Source organism: Thermotoga sp. Cell2 (assembly GCF_000789375.1).
Classification (GTDB): domain Bacteria; phylum Thermotogota; class Thermotogae; order Thermotogales; family Thermotogaceae; genus Thermotoga; species Thermotoga petrophila.
The window spans coordinates 977,575-995,385 of record NZ_CP003409.1 but is presented as its reverse complement, the minus strand read 5'-3'; the positions used below and the strand labels follow the sequence as shown (position 1 = coordinate 995,385).

13 protein-coding genes are annotated in these 17,811 nt (G+C 43.2%); 2 read left to right on the top strand and 11 right to left on the bottom strand.

Features of this window, described 5'->3' with window-relative positions:
• Positions 1-72 precede the first annotated feature (72 nt).
• From aglA to malE, 11 genes are all read right to left on the bottom strand, one after another.
• Complete coding sequence (gene aglA / locus CELL2_RS04955; RefSeq protein WP_038033159.1) at positions 73-1,515, bottom strand: alpha-glucosidase AglA; 1,443 nt, start codon at positions 1,513-1,515, stop codon at positions 73-75.
• 4 nt (positions 1,516-1,519) lie between these two features.
• Positions 1,520-2,530 (bottom strand): ABC transporter ATP-binding protein, encoded by a 1,011-nt coding sequence (locus CELL2_RS04950; RefSeq protein WP_012896045.1) that lies wholly within the window; start codon positions 2,528-2,530, stop codon positions 1,520-1,522.
• Positions 2,523-3,521, bottom strand: a complete 999-nt coding sequence (locus CELL2_RS04945) for an ABC transporter ATP-binding protein (RefSeq protein ID WP_012896046.1) — start codon at positions 3,519-3,521, stop codon at positions 2,523-2,525. Before CELL2_RS04945 ends, CELL2_RS04950 begins: the two co-directional genes overlap by 8 nt.
• Positions 3,522-3,528: 7 nt before the next feature.
• Positions 3,529-4,392, bottom strand: coding sequence for an ABC transporter permease (locus tag CELL2_RS04940; RefSeq protein WP_012896047.1), 864 nt, complete (start codon positions 4,390-4,392; stop codon positions 3,529-3,531).
• Positions 4,393-4,408: 16 nt separating this feature from the next.
• A complete protein-coding gene (locus CELL2_RS09895; protein ID WP_371180306.1) occupies positions 4,409-4,540 on the bottom strand; it encodes a hypothetical protein in 132 nt (43 codons plus the stop codon).
• Entirely contained in the window at positions 4,510-5,418 is a 909-nt protein-coding gene (locus CELL2_RS04935) for an ABC transporter permease (protein WP_371180305.1), read from the bottom strand. The genes CELL2_RS09895 and CELL2_RS04935 overlap by 31 nt, the downstream gene beginning before the upstream one ends.
• A 72-nt stretch (positions 5,419-5,490) precedes the next feature.
• Positions 5,491-7,377 carry an ABC transporter substrate-binding protein gene (locus CELL2_RS04930; RefSeq protein ID WP_038033161.1) on the bottom strand — a complete coding sequence of 629 codons (1,887 nt, stop codon included), beginning with the start codon at positions 7,375-7,377 and terminating at the stop codon, positions 5,491-5,493.
• Positions 7,378-7,565: 188 nt separating this feature from the next.
• Positions 7,566-8,987, bottom strand: a complete 1,422-nt coding sequence (gene aglB, locus CELL2_RS04925) for a cyclomaltodextrinase (RefSeq protein WP_038033162.1) — start codon at positions 8,985-8,987, stop codon at positions 7,566-7,568.
• Positions 8,984-11,485, bottom strand: a complete 2,502-nt coding sequence (locus CELL2_RS04920; protein WP_038033163.1) for an ABC transporter permease subunit — start codon at positions 11,483-11,485, stop codon at positions 8,984-8,986. The genes aglB and CELL2_RS04920 overlap by 4 nt, the downstream gene beginning before the upstream one ends.
• Complete coding sequence (locus tag CELL2_RS04915; RefSeq protein ID WP_039446216.1) at positions 11,482-13,215, bottom strand: DUF4896 domain-containing protein; 1,734 nt, start codon at positions 13,213-13,215, stop codon at positions 11,482-11,484. Before CELL2_RS04915 ends, CELL2_RS04920 begins: the two co-directional genes overlap by 4 nt.
• 81 nt (positions 13,216-13,296) lie before the next feature.
• Positions 13,297-14,475, bottom strand: a complete 1,179-nt coding sequence (gene malE / locus CELL2_RS04910) for a maltose/maltodextrin ABC transporter substrate-binding protein MalE (RefSeq protein ID WP_029683538.1) — start codon at positions 14,473-14,475, stop codon at positions 13,297-13,299.
• A gap of 261 nt (positions 14,476-14,736) precedes the next feature.
• Between malE and CELL2_RS04905 the strand changes: the two genes are divergently transcribed.
• Complete coding sequence (locus CELL2_RS04905) at positions 14,737-16,446, top strand: alpha-amylase family glycosyl hydrolase (RefSeq protein ID WP_039446215.1); 1,710 nt, start codon at positions 14,737-14,739, stop codon at positions 16,444-16,446.
• Positions 16,443-17,801: a hypothetical protein gene (locus CELL2_RS04900; RefSeq protein WP_038033166.1), complete on the top strand. Its 1,359-nt coding sequence runs from the start codon at positions 16,443-16,445 to the stop codon at positions 17,799-17,801. The genes CELL2_RS04905 and CELL2_RS04900 overlap by 4 nt, the downstream gene beginning before the upstream one ends.
• Positions 17,802-17,811 lie beyond the last annotated feature (10 nt).

Below are 17,811 nucleotides of genomic sequence, written 5' to 3'. Positions count from 1 at the left end.
ACTATCTTCTTTGGATTTTCCAACACATTATATTATACATAAAGGGGCCTTTCAGGCCCCTTTCAGATCCTTTCATCTCTTCAGATAATGTTTCCGCATCTCTTCGTTTTCTGGAAGTGCGAGGATCTCCTCGATCACCTTTTCTACCTGTTCATCGCTCTTTGTCCTTGGATCTCTGTAGAGAAGTTCTTTTATGATCCTTATGTCCCCCGTGAGGAACGCCTCCAGAGCCATTTCCATCCTCATGATTCTGGGTCTCAGGTAGTACTTGACCACGCGATCTGGAAGCGGTGGTTCGATCTTCTCGGGATGGATTCCGTTCTTGTCCACAAGGGCTGGGACTTCAACAACCACGTCATCGTCTATTCCGTGAATGATACCTTTATTTGGTATGTTCACCACGAATCTTGCCTTGTTATCGTTCAGCAGCGCATCGATGAATGGGATGTGCTGCTCTCCACTCTTTCTTTCTGGATCGAGAATTTTCTCCACTTCGAGCACAAACTGCTTTTCTGAGAGGTCTTTCCCCAGAACACTTCCAAGGTCGGAGAGCCTCACGGACGGATTTTCTTTGATGAACTTTGCCACCTTCTTTGTGATCTCCGTGACCTTTCCAAGCGTGTCTTGGTACCATTTCCAGCCTATTTCAGAATCTGCTCCTCCCCAGGGTTCACCGTACCACTTCTTCTTGGTCTCAAGATCCCTGTGGTACCTCCACGAAGAGTTTCTCACGGTGTCACCGATGGGCATCACACCGTAGAATCTGTACATGTCTATCGCGGCGGGAGAGAGCTGGTCGTTGAAGGGGTTCTCTGGTTTCCAATCTTTTGATTTTTCCTCGATCCACCTGTCAAGGAGGGGATACGCGTTCTCCCCGTTGTATCTGAACCTATTCAGCCAGATACCGTGGTTCACTCCTGCGACCTGCCAATCTACTTTTTCTTCTTCCAGCCCCAGTTTCTCTACGATCTCCATCACGCCGTAGTGTCCATGGCAGAATCCCACTGCCTTTATGGGAACCGTTCTTGTCACAAGGGTTGTTCCCTCGAAAACGGGGTTCGCTGCCTGCAAGTACCAGGCTTTTGGGGAGAGCTTCTCTATCTTCCTTGCTATGTCAACGAAGTACTTGAGCTGGTTGTAGTTGGAGAAGGTGTAGTAGTCGGAGACCATGTTAAACTCCTGAGCGTCTATTCCTCTGTAGTAGCCGTATTTCTCACTGATCTGTCTGACTTTCTCCAAGTAGGTATGGCCACCCACCATTGCTGTGTTTATCACAAAATCCGCGTCGATGATGACGTCATCTAAATTCATGGTTTTTTCGAATTTCAGATCCGCTCCCACTTCTTCAACGTATTTTTTCGCGATGGTCAGAACAGCGTCGAGTCTTTCTTCGTCGATATCCATGAGGGTGACCGTGCTGCCAGAGAGTCCCGGCGTTTTGCAAAGATCACTCACAAGCCTCAAAGAGAATACCGCGCTCCCCGCACCGATGATACCGATCTTCACAGATGGCATATATTCACACCTCCTCAGAGATTTTTATGGTTCCATTAGAATACAAAAAACACTTTACTGATCTACCCTTTTCCACATGAACAAATGGTGGTTCTTTCTTCTTACAAATTTCTTTAGCATAAGGACATCTAGTAACGAATTTACATCCCACAAGACTATATTCTTTTACTTCCATATCAGAAAGTTTGATCCTCCTTTCCCATTTTCTATCTGGATCTGGTTTTGGAATGGATTCTAAAAGCAGCTGCGTGTAGGGATGATAAGGTTTGGAAAGTACTTCATCAACTGGTCCAAGTTCCACAATTACTCCTCTAAACATAATAGCGATCCTGTCGCTTACGTAATAAGCAGTCGCTAGATCATGCGTGATATATATGATTGACACTCCGTGATCTTTGTTTAGATTCCTAAAAAGATTTAAAATGGACATTCTAAGAGATGCATCAACCATTGAAACAGGTTCATCTGCTATAAGAAGTGAGGGTTTTGCTACCAAAGCTCTTGCTATTGAAAGTCTCTGCAATTGACCACCTGAAAATTCGCTTGGATATCTATCCTTTATCTCCTCGAGACTCATTCCTACCGCTTTTACAGCTTGCGATATATTCTCCAAAACTTCATCCTTTGTTTTTAACAAAAGCAGATTTTTGGCGGTCTCAAATAAATATGATTCTACTTTTTTTAAAGGATTGAAAGCCTCAAAAGGATTTTGAAATATCGGCTGCACTTCTCTTTTAAACCAAAGTTTATCTTTCCTGTTTTTTAGGGTATTTATATCTCTTCCTTTGAAAATAATCCTTCCCGATGAAGGTTCTATAAGTCCAAGTATCATTCTAGCCAAAGTAGTTTTGCCGCTCCCACTTTCACCAGCAAGTGCGAAAATTTCCGGTTTACTTCCTTCCATCTCGATATTAGCGTTACTAACAGCCACCAACTTAGAACCAGTTATTCTTCCACCAATTCTAAAAATTTTAGTTACATTTTCTATTCTCAAAAGAATTCCTTGCTCAATCATCTTTTTCATCCCCTCCAACTCTGAAACATGCAACAAAATGTTCTGGAAGAATCTCTTTAAAAGGTGGTTCTTTCTCTGAACATACCCTCATGGCTAAGGGACATCTCGGATGAAATCTGCAACCAGTTGGTGGATTTGCAAGGGAAGGTGGAGATCCAGGAGCACTATTCTTGATGGTTTTTTCGCCAATTTGTGGAACCGAATTTATCAAAAATTTTGTGTAAGGATGTAATGGATTCTTAAATATTTCACGCGTTGAACTCAACTCTACCATCTTCCCAGCGTACATAACTGCCAACCTATCAGTAAGCTCAGCATGCACAGCTATGTCGTGCGTTACCATTATTATCGTGTTTCTATACATTTTTTGAAGATCTTTCAGAAGCTGTAACACACCTCTTTGCACCACCACATCAAGCGCAGTTGTTGGCTCGTCTGCGAATATTATTCTTGGAGTAAGAACCGTAGCTAGGGCAATGGTTACTCTTTGCCTCATTCCTCCTGAGAGCTGATGAGGATAAGAATTCAAAACCTCTCTTGGAAGGCCCAAATTTTTTATGTGTTCAACCACCATTTCTTCCAGATCTCCTTTTGCTTTTTCTTTATGGTGCACCTTTAAAATGTTCGTGAATTGCTTTTTTATCCTTAAAAGAGGATTCAAAACATTCATAGAGCCCTGTGGTATATAAGATACGACTTTCCAATAAAGTTTTTCCTTTTTATCTTCAATATCCATTGCCAAAATGTCAACAGGTTGGTTCAAATGGTACAATACTTTTCCACTTTTTACATACAAAGGAGGTTTTAGGATTCCATACAATACCTTTATTAACGTGGATTTCCCACATCCTGATTCTCCTGCCAATCCAAGTATTTCATCTTCATAAACTTCGAAAGATATGTTATCGACCGCCTTAACGGTTCTCTCTATTCCAAACACCTTAACATCATAATAAGCCTTTAAATTTTCTACTGACAATATTTTCTTCATCTTTCAATTACCCCCTAACACTTATACGTTGAAGTCTGGTACGAGGATCCAGATATTCACTAATCGCCGAAGAAACAAAAAAGAAAGATACAAACAAGAAAACAGACGCTATTACCGGTGTAAGGATCCACCACCAAATCCCTCTAAATAGAGCCTGGTATTGATTCGCCCAATAGATCATCGTTCCAATGGTTGGCATCTCTAAGCTCGATAACCCAAAAACCGCTAAACTTACTTCCATACCTATCGACCATAATATGGTATTTATAAAGTTAGCCACCACCCACGGAAAAACAAATGGAAAGTGCTCAGTAAACACTATTTTAAGCATTCCCATTCCTGAAAAATCCGCTGCATATGTAAATTCTCTTTCCCTGAGACTCAAAATCATTGATCTAACTTGTCTTCCACCCCAGGGCCATGAGAACATAGAAAGGATTGCTCCCAGAGTCACTACATTTAGGTTTTCTCTTAAAGTAAAAGCTAAAAAGATAAGAATTGGAAAACTTGGAAGAACTATGAAAGTATCATTTAAAGACATTAGCACTCTGTCAAGTATTCCTCCACGATATCCAGCAATTAATCCAACAGCAGTACCAATCGTAATAGAGATCAAAGCAGTTACCATTCCCAGAGTTAGAGAATTTTTAAGAGCAAAACAAAGCGTCCAGAATACATCCTGGCCCACACTCGTTGTCCCCAACAAATATTTAAAAGATGGTGGTTTGTCCTTTGGTACTTGGTTCCAAGCTTTTGGATTATATGGAGAAAAGAACGATAGAATTGCTAAAGTTATGATAACTATAATGACAATAAAACCAAAACGAAATTCTTTATTGAACCTAAAAAGATCTCTTATTATGGCCAACATTTTTTAACCTCCTCAATTATTGATACCGTATCCTTGGATCAATCAATGGATACAACAAATCGATCAGAAGAGTCGCTGTTGCAATTGCTACAACCGCCATTGTAGAGATCCCCATCATCAAATTAAAATCACCATTTGTAACTGCCATATAAAGAGTTTGCCCCATGCCGGGATAAGAAAAACATATTCGGTAACCAAAGCACCGTTAAAAATACCACCTATTTGTAGTGCAAGATTTGTGATTTGAGGGAGTAAAGAATTTTTCATGACATAACTGAAAAGGATTTTACTTTCAGGAATACCTGTTATCTCAGCGTAGACTACAAAATCTTCAGATTTTACGGAAGATGACAAAGCTTTCATACTAAGAAACCACCATCCAATACCAACTATGATTATGGATAAAGCCGGCAAAAAAGCATGCTTTAGAAGGTCAACTACAAAATGCCAAGAAAATGAAGGTTGTATGCCTATACTAAGACCCCCAAATATTGGAAAAACAGGAATTAGATATCCAAAAACAATTACTAAGATGATAGCCATAAAGTAGTAAGGTATAGGATAGATAGAAGCAGCTATTACAGACAACACTCTTGCCCAACGTTTTTCATTAAAATAACCCGCAATCCCACCAATAAAATTACCTATGATCCAGGAAAGAAGTGCAGAAACTATTAATAAACCTACTGTCCATGGAAGTGATGTGGATATCACTTCCATAACTGGTGTGGGGAAAATAACCAAAGAGGGGCCAAAATCACCTTTCAAAAGTCTTTTCCAAAAACGTACATATTGTTCAAATATATTTCCTTTCAATCCATAAAGATCGGCTAGTGTTTCTTTCAGATGCTCCAAAGTTTCCGCATCTAGATATTGTGCTCCATAACTCATAACTCTGTTTAACGTCATTTGTACAGGATCCAGAGGAGTAAACCTAGGAACGAAAAAGGAGATCGTGATTCCAACAAATATAACCACTAGATACTGTATAATTCTGGGAATTATGTATTTCCATAGAACTTTCACAATTACTTTCCTCCTTTTTTAATCCCCCGCTCCTTAAGGAGCGGGGGATTAATCTTCATTATCCTCTAAGACTCACTTCCCATATTCACTACTTGGAGCTCTTCCTGTTGGCTCAAGGAAAGGCAACAGGAATTTGAAAGTACCCCACCACCAAGCAGTACTCATATACGGATTTTCGGCGCTTGGGAAATTAGTCCAAACATAAGTGTCATATGCGTTGAATTTTTTGTTTATAACAGTATTTATGAAAGGCATCTCTTCCACAAACACTTTAAACAGATCTCTGGAGTATTCTATCAAACGAGGATCATCAGGTTTCAATGTTGCCATTTTATCAATAATATCACTAGCTATATTGTTAACCCATCTTATCTGGTTAGAAGCCGCTGATTCCCCGGTTGGCCGGTAATATCTCTTGTGCCATCCTGGCCCGATGTCTATGATACCGGATGCTGAAGCTGGCCAGTAAGATCCTGCATCGAAGTCACCAAGCGCCCATCTGGTCCAGAACACACCAGCTTCAACACTCTGAACAGTCACGTCTATGCCAAATTTTCGCCACTGGTCTGCTACCGCAAAGGCCAATCTTACAGAATCAATCTCAGCTGGCAAGCCGAGGATAGTAATCTTCCAAGGTTCTCCATTAGGTAAGTACCATTTTCCATTCTCTTTTTTGAATCCCGCACTGATAAGCAATTTTTCTGCCACATCAGGAGCATACTTCCACCAACCAATTCCCCAAATATCCTCAGGATCCATAGTTACTTTATAACCTTGTTCTTTCGCCCACTCAGCAATTTGTTGTGGTAACGTGTCATCAAATGGTTTAAATTTACCATAACCTGGTACTAGAAGTTCGAATTCTTTCAGCCACTCCTTGAGAGGCTTATCATAATATTTCATAAAAGCAGTTGTGGGGGCTTCATGGAGTGGAGCCATTCTTTCGATTCCATTGAATCCGCTTATAATAACTTCTTTTATATCTATAGCAAGAGCCAACGCCCATCTTACTTCCTTGAGATTGTATGGGAATTTTTCAAGATTGAAACAAATTCCCCTCGCTGCTACATCATCCATCCATGCCCACGGGAAATCATCATACCAAACTTTAGAATATGGATTCATCTTTCTCAAGGTTTCCCAAGCTTCAGGTGTTAGGTCAAATATACAATCCAGTTGGTGCTGAGCTTGTGCCATAACTTTTTTCTCATCAGTGCCATAGTAAATAAACAATACATACTTCGGTTTTGGCTTACCATAAACCATTCCAACGCTTGTTCTTTGCCAGTCTTCTCTTCTTTCAAAAAACCACCAATATCCAGCCTTATCATAATCTTTTAACACATACGGACCAAGACTCACAGGAGGATCAAATCTAAATTTGAGAGGATCCTCTACTTTTTCAAACACGTGTTTTGGCATTATGTAACAAGCACCATATATTAGAACCGTAAAGAAGTTATGGAAACGGGGATAAGGTTTTGTTAGTTCAAATACAACTGTATACTTGTCCTTCGCATACACATTCTTAACATAAGTCTTAAAAGGCCCCGAGTAATTGAAGCCGGGATTTTCCATCTGCAATTTCACGGTAAAAACCACATCGTCCGCTGTAAATTCCACACCGTCACTCCAATAGATTCCTTTTCTAAGCTTTACTGTCATAACTGTCGAATCTTCATTGTAAATTGGTGGTTCTTCCGCAAGAGCGTTAATCCACTCTCCGCTAGTCGGATCAACGTACCAAAGGGTGTCCATTAACATTTGCTGTATTCCGTTTCCTGCCTGAGTACCAGGTTTCCATATGTTAAAATCTGTTACAGCCAATCTTCCATGCAAAGCATCGACTATCAGCAAATCTCCCCTGGGTACGTTCGGCAAAACCGGGGCTCCAAGAACTACTGTTGTTGCAAGAAACAGAGCAAATGCTAAAATGAAAAATCTTCCAGCTTTCTTCATACTTACCCCTCCTTGTTAAATTTGTGATCCACTCAATTAAATGCTCTTTGCCATTAGTATAGGATATTTGCAGCTGAAACGTCAAGATAAAATTAAGGGATTTTTTGGAGGATTTTAGTAAGTATTTGCTAATATTTAACCAATACCGTCGATATTCAATAATTTCTACGATTCAAAGTCAACTCAAATTAGATCCTTTTGTACAACCTGTACTTACCCACTCTCAGGTCCTCGGGCTTGAGAATTCTGAAAGATCTCGCTGGAAGGGGAAGCTTCACAACCCCGCCGTCAACGTGGAATCTTTCTCCGCTGAACACATCGACAAGGGGAGTGGTGTTCATAATTTTCCCGTCGGGAATGGAGAGAACCAGCACCTTCTCTTCTCCTGGGTTCACCACCACGATGGTGTTTTGAAGAGGATGAGGAGCCTTTCTGAGAAACGCGAGAGGTGAGTCGTTCAGCAAGACAAACTCTCCAAAGCGCAAACCTGGATCCGTCCTTCTCAGTCTGATCATCTTCTTGTAGAACTCGAACAGATCAACATCCCATTTCTCTCTGTTCCATTCCATGGTGGCACGACACTCTGGATCTTCTCCACCTGTGAGACCTATCTCTGTTCCATAGTAAACGAGCGGAACACCGGGATAAGTGAACTGAAGAACTACAGCGAGTTTTCTCAGGTCTCTGTCGGGAACCATTGTGGCGAGTCTCGGGGTGTCGTGACTGTCAAGCATGTTCCAGCAACCGAATATGTTCTTCGTCTCCCTGTAAGCTCTTTCCAGGTGAAAACCTATGGAATCCGTCTCGCCGTTCACATATCTCAGTACGAGGTTTCTGAAGTTGTAATTCATCAGACCATCAACCATATCCCATCCTGCCGGGTAAGTCCATATCTCACTCACGAGGTACTTTTCTGCTGAGAACTCTTTCACTTTCATGTTGATCCACAGGTTGACGGTAGGTCCAAGATCGTGGCCACAATCCAGCCTCCAACCGTCTATCCCCAGTTTCAGGTAGTGCTCGACAACTTTCAAAATGTATTCCTTCACTTCTTCGACTTCCACGTTCAGCTCGGGAAGGCTTCCAACGTCGAACCACGATCTGTGCCTATCTTTGTAAAGGAAAAATCTGTTCACGTACTCTGGATCGTTTTTCTTCGCTTTTTTGAACCACGGATGCTGACTCCCAACGTGGTTGAACACACCATCGAGAATGAGTTTCATACTCCTCTCATGGAGAACCCTCAAAAGGTGCAGAAAAGCCCTCTCTCCGCCGAACTGTGGATCCACCCTGAAGTAATCGATCGTGTCGTACTTGTGATTGGTATCGGACAAAAAGATAGGAGTGAGGTACAGAACGTTGATTCCAAGTTCTTCAAAATAATCGACCTTCTCGGCTATTCCCCACAGATCTCCTCCGTAGAAGATCTTCACGTGCTGAGCACCGGGAAGTTTGCGGGGAGGAACTCCCCATTTCTCTATGACTCCTCCCCGCTTCAGGTACAGATCCTTTTTGTCTTCCACCGTTTTTCCCTTTCCGATGAAAAATCTATCTGGAAAGATCTGATACACGACACTGTCGTAAACCCAAGACGGCATCGGGTACATCATCCTTTCACCGATCCTTTCGTGAGTCCACCCACTATGTACTTCTGGAGGGACAGGAAGAGTATCACCATCGGTGTCATACCGAGGAGAGCGGCAGCCGTGAAAAGGCCCCACTCTGTTTCATAAGCACCCGTTGAGAACGTCCAAAGACCGAGAGCGTAGGTGTAGTTTTTCACATCCTGAAGAATGATCCTTGCAAGGACGAACTCGTTGAACGTCCCGATGAAGGTGAGTATCACTATGACCGTGAGGATCGGAAGAGCGAGTGGAACGACTATCTTGTAGAAGGTCTGGAATCTGGTTGCACCGTCGATCATAGCGGCCTCTTCGAGAGACGAAGGAATGGTGTCGTAGAATCCCTTTATGAGGTACATGTTGTAAGCTATGTTACCGAGATAAGCGAATATCAAGCCTCCGAGAGAATCCAGTCCCAAGAATGGAAGGAACTGACCGATGAGCTTCAAAAGACCGTATATTGCAACCATGTACATGATGGCTGGGAACATCTGAATGAGAAGAAGAGCCATGATTCCGTACTGCCTTCCCCAGAATCTCATTCTGCTGAACGGATAGGCCGCCAGGGCACAAACAGCCGTGGTGATGAGTGAAACAAGGCCTGCAACGATCACCGAGTTCATGACCCATCTGAGGAAGTAATGCTTTGTCTTCTGCTCCCATATCTGTGCGAGCCTGTAGAGATCTCCATCGATCTTTTTGAGATCGGACTTCAATTCTTTCAAAGGAATGGTGTCCATCAGGGTTCCTGCCTTTCTCGAAGCCACTGCTGTGTTCGTGAGAACTTCTTGAACGAAGTTCATTTTCACAAGGTCGTACAGCATTTCAAGGTGCTCAGAGGAAACGTAAAGTCCTTTGAAGGAAAGATCGAGAAGATTCGAATAACTTCCCTTGAAGTCATCGAGGATATTCTGAGCTTTTTCAACGATTTCCACAGCGTTTTTGTAACCTGTTTCTACCCTTCTGTTCAGATCTCTGTAGTCTTCTATCCAGGAGAGCTTCGCTGCCAGTTTTCTTATCTTTCCGATGAAATCGTCTCCTCCGTACTCCGACACATAGCTACTTACAAAGTCCTTGAGAGTCTTGTATATCGAAAGAAGCTTTATCTGCGCGGCGCTGTTGAAAGATTTCATATCTTCAAGAGAATCGATTCTGCTCTGGATCTGATGGTTGAAGATCTTGAGATCCAGATACATCTTCGCCGAAGAAATTTCTTTCTCTTTCTCAGAGAGGGAGGATCTCACATTGTTCAAGCTTTTCTCTAGGCCATCGAGTTTTGCTGTTAGTACCACGATTTCGTTTTCTATATCTTTCAAATCCTTTATCTTCTGAACGAAATCGTCGATTCCGTCGCTCACTTTCTCTACAATTCCTTCAACAATAGGAACTGTCTCTTCAAAAGATTGAACAAAGCTTCCATAGAGGGCTTTTTTGGAAATGTCACCATCTTCGCTTACCACATTGTTTATCTCTTCTAAAGAACTCTTCATGGCAAAGATCTTTTCTGAGAGATCCGAAAGATCTGAAAAAGCAGAGATTTTGTTGTAGAGAGTGTTGAGTTCGGACAGGAGTTTTTCGAGTGAAGATTTCAATTTTGAGTCTTCATAAGGGAAAGCAGTTTCCACTTTACTGTTTCTGACACTGTGCACCATATCTTTGAGTTTGACGAGAACTTCGCTCACGGAATCGATGTCAGGCTTCAAAACCTCGAGTACTTTTTGTTTTTCCAAGATTTCTTTTTCAAGGGTTTCCTTCTGCTTCTCAAGGACGGCTATTTCTCTCTGAAGGGTTTCAATTTCACCTTCGAGTTTTTCAATTTCTTTCATGAACGTTCCTACCTCTTTCTCGTAAACCAGTCCAAGTTCAGAAAGAGCATCGTTCAGAGTGTCCTGATTCTCAACGCTGTAACCCACTACTTTCTCGATCACGTCCTTCAAAGCCTGAAATTCAGCACTTCTAAAGTTTTTACCCTTCAATATTTCATAGAGTGCAACAGCGATCCTCTGTGAATCGGGCAATGGGGTTTTATCCATCTGCTCCTGAGTCAATTTCTTTGCCTCTTCCAGAACATCTTTTGTGTAAGACAACACATCGGAGAACCTCTGGGAAAGCGTCTCTTCTATTTTCGAATTTCTCGCGTTGACATCCTCCAAAAGATTCTTCGTTTCAGCGAGGTAATTTTCAAATCTTCTGATTCGATCTTCGATGAGACGGTCTGCTTTCTCTCTGGAAACGTTGTCGAAAGGTTCCACTCTGGAAACGAGGTTCTGCATCTCCTGTATGAGAACGGGAAGGTTTTTTTCAGGGACCACTAGATCTTTGTAGTGCTGAAGGGTGAGACGAGACGAGAAGAGTTTCGGGGAGAAAGCCGCCTCATCCCTCCTGAAAGAGGTAGAAACAACCCAAACGATGGGAAAGAGAACCACAACAACAAGAAGTGTTAGAAGAGCATACGTGAGCCATCTATTCTTTTTTCTCACCATCATTCACTCACCTCTTCAAACGCACCAGAGAGTTTGAAGTTCACAAAGCTGATTCCTCCAACGAGGAAGAATATGATGATGGATATGGCGCTGGCAAAACCAAAGTCCTGCCCCCTTCCTCCTTCAAACGCGAGTTTGTAAACGTAGGAGATCAGAATGTCTGTGTGACCAACGGGAGTCGTGGTTCCAGCCATTGCGGGACCTCCACCGGTGAGCAGATATATGTTCACAAAGTTGTTGAAGTTGAAAGCAAAACTTCCGACCAACAGAGGAGCCACAGTGGTCATCAGAAGCGGAAACGTGATAGTCCAGAATCTCCTCCATTTTCCAGCACCATCGATCGCAGCGGCTTCGTAGAGCTCCTCTGGAATGCTCTGCAAAGCTCCGAGTGAGACGGCCATCATGTACGGAAATCCCAGCCACGTGTTGACGGTGAGAACTGCGACCTTCGCCCAGAACGGATCGTTGAACCACTTCACCGGATCCAATCCCAAGAACGGAAGAACAAATCGGTTGAGAATTCCATAAGTCTCGTTGAACATCCCGTTTCTCCAGACGAGAACGGAAATGAAAGCTGGCACAGCCCATGGAATAATGAGTAACGTCCTGTACACGTTCTTTCCCTTCAGTGTTTTATCGTTTAAAACGAGAGCGAGGGAAAAACCTATCGCGAACGTGAAAAGAACGCTGAGGGCTGCCCAGGTGAACGTCCAGGTGAAAACCTTGAAAAAAGGACCAGCGATCTTCGGATCGGTGAATATCCTGGAGAAGTTCTTGAAACCAATGTATTCCATGTATCCAATCACGAAAAATTCCCTTCCATTTTCATCGTAATCGTAAAAAGCACCTTCTCTCTCAACGAGATGCCTTCCAGTGAGATTGTTCTTCACCACAAGTTTCGTTGTTATCCTTCCGTTTTCGAGGGATTCTTCGAAAGACAGAGAGTAAATCCTCTTCACCGGATAAAAGTTCCATTCCCCATTTTCACCTATTCTGAACATGTAGCTTTGATCCTCGAGCCAAAACTCCGCCCTGTTGAGATACTTCTGAACCACATTTACCTTGAAGAAAGGTTCGTACCTCTTCAGGGAAACCTCTTCAGGTGAGTAAAGCGGTTTGTAAATTTTACCGTCTGAATAGACGGCGTTCACCTCTTTTATGGAAGCGGGCCAGGGGACTATTTCATAAACCTTCCCATTCACTTCGGCGGTCCCATCCTTCACGGGAAAGAGAGTTGACTCTCTCAAAAGGATCTCTTTACCACTTCTTTTTGTGACAACGGGGCGCTCCGCGATGTAGATGTTCCCATCTTTCTCGAAGAGAACAACAAAATCTTCGGTAGGATTCAGACCATCGAACACGGAGAAGACCATGTATTCAACAGGTTCAGCGTTCTCTGGAACATAAGTGTAATTCGGGTCGAAAAGGATTCTCTCGATGGCCTCTTGTTTCGTCATGAGGTGTCCTGTTCCATAATTGGTGAACGCAACCTTCACCGTGAAGTATATGGGATAGAGAACGAGCACAAAAAGTAATATCAAAGCGGGAATGGTGTATCTGTAAGGGTAAGCCTTCGGATTGAAAATGAAGTAATCTATGAGTACGAGAAGCGTGAGAAGAACGATTCCAAGTTCATAATAAGAATTTTGAAGCAGGAAAATTCCTGCCCATACCATTCCTGAGTTGAATACAGCAAGAAACAATATCAGAAAGATTTTGAGAAGCCCTTTCACAGCGATCAGACCTCCCTGAATTTTTAAAAGAGGGGGAAAACCCCCTCTTCTTTGACTATATCACAATGGCGTCACTTTGAATTATTCTTCTATCTGCGACTTGATCTTCTCCACAGCTTCTTTGAGAGCCTCTTCGACACTGGCCTGTCCGTTGATAATGATGCTGAGAGCGTCTCCCATGGCAGACCAGACAGGAGCCATTTCCGGCACGTTTGGCATCGGTGTTCCCATGGAAGCACTCTGAGTGAACGCAACAACATCGGGATTGTCTTTGACGAGTTCGAGAACATCTTTTCTCGCAGGAAGTCTTGGATCTGCGAGGTATATCTTGTACATGGTCTCTTTTCTCGCAATGAAGTTCGTGAGAAATTCCATGGCGATCACTTTGTTTGGAGACTTGGCGTTGATCATGAATCCCTGAACACCAACGAATGGTTTGGCAGGAACACCCGGTTCGAGCTCAGGAATGGGAGCAACTCCGTAGTTTATACCCGCGTCTTTGTAAGATTTTATAGCCCAAGGTCCGTTGATGATCATAGCCGCGAGACCTTCTTTGAACATGGAATCCATCGTTCCGTAGTTGTCACCAGGGGTGAGAACACCTTCATCGATCATTCTCTTTATGAGTTTCGCTCCTTTGATTGCTCCTTCGTTCGCGAGTCCAATGTCTGTCACGTCGAGTCCCTGAGGTGTTTCCTTGAAGACGTATCCTCCGTAACCCAGAATGAACGGCGCAGAGAAGTAGAAGTTGGCGACATCGTAGATGAAACCTCTGACTTCTCCTCCGTATTCCTCATCTATCTGTTTTGCTTTTTCTATGAGCTCGTCCATGGTCTTAGGAACAGAATCAACGTAGTCCTTGTTGTAGATGAGAGCAACCGCTTCCATGGCGTACGGGACTCCGTAGAGTTTTCCACCGTAAGAGAAAGCTTTGAGAGCCGTGTCATAGAAATTCTTCAGATCAGAGAAGTTGGGAATGGGTTCGATCAAACCGTTGACGGCGAGTTCTCCTACCCAGTCGTGCGCTCCAACAATGATGTCTGCACCCTGTCCCTGTGGAGCCGCCGTCAGGAATTTGGATTTGATGCTTCCAAAATCAACGTACTGAACTTCAACAGGGATTCCGTACTTTGCCTTGAATTCTTCCCCGAGTTTCTGGAGGATGTCAACCTGCTTTTCGGAACACCAGATGGTGAGCTTTGTTTGTGCTAACACAAGGGCAGAAACCACAACAAGCATTAAAACGAGCAGTCTCTTCACCATAGACACCTCCTTTGGATTACAAAGAGTTTACTGTCAGAAAATTCACAAAATGTTTCACTAAGGATTTTAACACCGAATTTTCGTGATGTCAATCTGGATTCGAATCGGTGTTTTTAAATTATTCATCAACCGTTTCATTCAGAAATATCGAAATTCCGTTACCCCTATTGACACGTTGCGAATTGGGTGTTAATATAAACAGACGGATTTGTGTTAATTTATTGATTGTGGAATGTTTCGAAAAGAGGAGTGGAGGTTGTGAAGAAGACTTTTTTACTGCTTGCTCTGGTATTTTTACTCTTCCTCACCTCCTGCTTTCAAACGTCTATGAGTCAATCCCTCGTTTCAAGTAATCCACATTCAAACAGCACAAACACAGGTGATTCAGCCTCCAACCTTTCTATTGGTGATTCAGCCTCCAACCTTTCTATTAATGAAGTAAAATACCCCGTCGTCTACGAAATTTTCATTCGCTCCTTTTACGACAGCGACGGAGATGGTGTGGGAGACATAAACGGTGTTTCTCAGAAAGTTGACTATCTGAGGAAACTCGGCATTGACGCTGTGTGGTTTATGCCCTTCAACGAGGCTGTTTCATACCATGGATACGACATAACAGACTACTACAACGTCGAGAAAGACTACGGCACCATGGAAGATCTCGAAAACATGATCCAGGTGCTCCATGAGAACGGAATAAAGGTAATAATGGATCTCGTGATCAACCACACATCCGATGAGCATCCCTGGTTCAAAGACGCCGTGGAAAACACGACCAGCTCTCCGTACTGGGACTACTACATAATGAGTCTTGAAGATCATTCTGGTCAGGATCACTGGCACTGGAAGGTGAATTCCAGGGGTCAGAAAGTCTGGTACTTTGGACTTTTTGGTTACACAATGCCCGACTTGAACCACGACAATACTTCTGTGAAAGATGAAGTGAAAAAAATAGTGGATTTTTGGCTATCCAAAGGTGTGGACGGTTTCAGAATAGACGCTGCAAAGCACATATACGGATGGTCGTGGGATGACGGTGTTGTAGCATCTGCTGAGTATTTTGAGTGGTTCAAAGATTACGTTCTTTCAAAAAAACCCGATGCAATAATCGTGGGTGAGGTATTCAGTGGAAACGTATCTGATCTTTCGATTTACCCCATTTCCGTTTTCAACTTCGCCCTCATGTATGGAATACGAAACAACCTCGAGGGAATAGATGGTCTTCTGGAGAACAACTGGGTTGAAAATTCTTTTCCTTTTCTGGAAAATCACGATCTGAACCGCTTTTTCTCACACGTTCAGGATGTATACAACTTGTTCGACGCTTCTGGCTACGAACTCATAAAAAAGCGCGTGGCTTTGTGGTATTTTCTGCTTTTCACGTTGAAGGGATCTCCTGTGATCTACTATGGAGGGGAAATAGGAACAAGGGGTTTCAAGTGGTACGGTCCCATCTACGATGAACCCCTGAGAGAACCCATGCAGTGGTACGCAGAAGGTAGTGGTGAGGGACAGACTTTCTGGACCAGGGAAATATACGATGCTCGTGGTGTGACATATGGAAACGCAAATGTCGATGGATGTGTGTACGATGACCCGTTCGATGGATTCTCAGTTGAGGAACAGGAGAACGATCCTAAGAGTCTTTTGAACTTCTTCAAGTTCATGCTGGGTTTTCGAAAAGAACATGAATCCATTTTGAATGGAGATCAGAGAATCTTCAGAGACTGGAAAAATCTGATAGCGTTTTACAGATACTCTTCCAACGAAGAATTACTCGTCGTCGTGAATCCAGATCCGGTCTGGCCAAACAGTTTCAGTTTCGAAAAAGATATGACCATGATCCTCGAGGTGGACTTCGAGAATTTCACCTGGAGCGAAAAAAACAATTTCTTTTCTTCAGGAGAAAACTTCGAGGTTTCCCCCATGAAGGGATACATTTTCAAAAGTGAGGAGGTGCGAAAATGAAGAAACTTCTTCTGGTTCTTCTGGTCGTTTCGTTTCTACTCTACGGATGTCTGAGAACACCGCCCGTTGTTAAGGAAATGGTTTCTGTGGATGGGAATCTGAGTGACTGGGGAGAAAAAGTAAAGTCCGATCCCACTGACGATTCAAAGTGGGGAGCAGACAACGAACTCTTGAAGGCAGGGCTTTTGTTCGATGGAGAAAATGTGTACATTTCTGGTGAATATGTTCTTGGTGGTGACGGCAATCAAAACGTATTTCTGGCTTTGATCGACCTTGTTGGTGTGAGTGGAGCACAGGAAGTTTCTTACACAGGACTGAACGGGGCAACGAGAGAGTTCAAAAATTCTCAGGGTGACATAGACATCATAGTCGAAGTAGCCCAAAATAACAGTTACAAAGTCTGGAGAGTAGCGCAAGACGGCACGCTGACAGAGATAACAGATCAGGTGAGTGCGCAGTTTGGAACAGGTTCTACAATAGTTGAGCTTTCAATACCTATCACTGAACAGGTCGATCAGGTAAAGGCTGTCTTTGCCATCAGCGGTGGAACAGGCGGAGGAAAACAGTGGGTTGGAGACTTCTATCCCAACCAGCCTGATCACGACGCAACATCGGATGGGGGGCTTACACAGCCAGCATCCGTTGTGAACTTTGTTGTGTGTGACAGCCAAGGTAATGTGACAGAAGAGATAAATCAGACAGAACCTACTCCAAGTGAAGAACAGCCCGCTCCACAACCCACAGCTACGATAACCGTAGATGGAGATTTGAGTGATCTTGGAACTCCCGTTGCAACAAGCACAAATCCTGGTGGAGGAAATGGAGCAGATCTGTACCAGCTCTATGTGACATACGATGCAACGTATCTTTACATAGGATTTGATACTCAAAACTCTGGATCCTGGGATGTTGCATACGGAATAGGAATCGATACAAAACCTGGTGGTTATTACACTGGAGACAGCGATGCGTGGGGAAGAAAGATAAGCTTCGGCGCTGGTTATGCGGTAGATTACGAGATCTACTTCTGGTGGGCCGGGGGGTCAGGTCTTGATAGTAACAACTTCTGCGAATGGAACGGTTTAGTCTGGAATTATAGATCAATAGCTGATGCTGGAGGAACGTTCGATTACACCGGTGACACTAGTAGTGGACTTCAAACGATGGAAATAGCGATTCCATGGTCTGCCATTGGAGGAAAACAGGACGTGGCTTTGATCGTTTGGATAACAGGTGGTAGTGGTTCGGCTGTAGACAGCATTCCTGATGATGGTTCTACAATTGATAATGCCAATGCCGACGAATGGAATGACTCTGATACTTTCACGAATCTCTATCTTCTCCAAGTGAACTGAGGAGGTGATC

Coding starts and splice junctions, on each gene's coding strand:
- aglA (WP_038033159.1), bottom strand. CDS start 1,515: ATGCCATCTGTGAAGATCGGTATCATCGGTGCGGGGAGCGCGGTATTC.
- CELL2_RS04950 (WP_012896045.1), bottom strand. CDS start 2,530: ATGATTGAGCAAGGAATTCTTTTGAGAATAGAAAATGTAACTAAAATT.
- CELL2_RS04945 (WP_012896046.1), bottom strand. CDS start 3,521: ATGAAGAAAATATTGTCAGTAGAAAATTTAAAGGCTTATTATGATGTT.
- CELL2_RS04940 (WP_012896047.1), bottom strand. CDS start 4,392: ATGTTGGCCATAATAAGAGATCTTTTTAGGTTCAATAAAGAATTTCGT.
- CELL2_RS09895 (WP_371180306.1), bottom strand. CDS start 4,540: ATGGCAGTTACAAATGGTGATTTTAATTTGATGATGGGGATCTCTACA.
- CELL2_RS04930 (WP_038033161.1), bottom strand. CDS start 7,377: ATGAAGAAAGCTGGAAGATTTTTCATTTTAGCATTTGCTCTGTTTCTT.
- aglB (WP_038033162.1), bottom strand. CDS start 8,987: ATGATGTACCCGATGCCGTCTTGGGTTTACGACAGTGTCGTGTATCAG.
- CELL2_RS04920 (WP_038033163.1), bottom strand. CDS start 11,485: ATGATGGTGAGAAAAAAGAATAGATGGCTCACGTATGCTCTTCTAACA.
- CELL2_RS04900 (WP_038033166.1), top strand. CDS start 16,443: ATGAAGAAACTTCTTCTGGTTCTTCTGGTCGTTTCGTTTCTACTCTAC.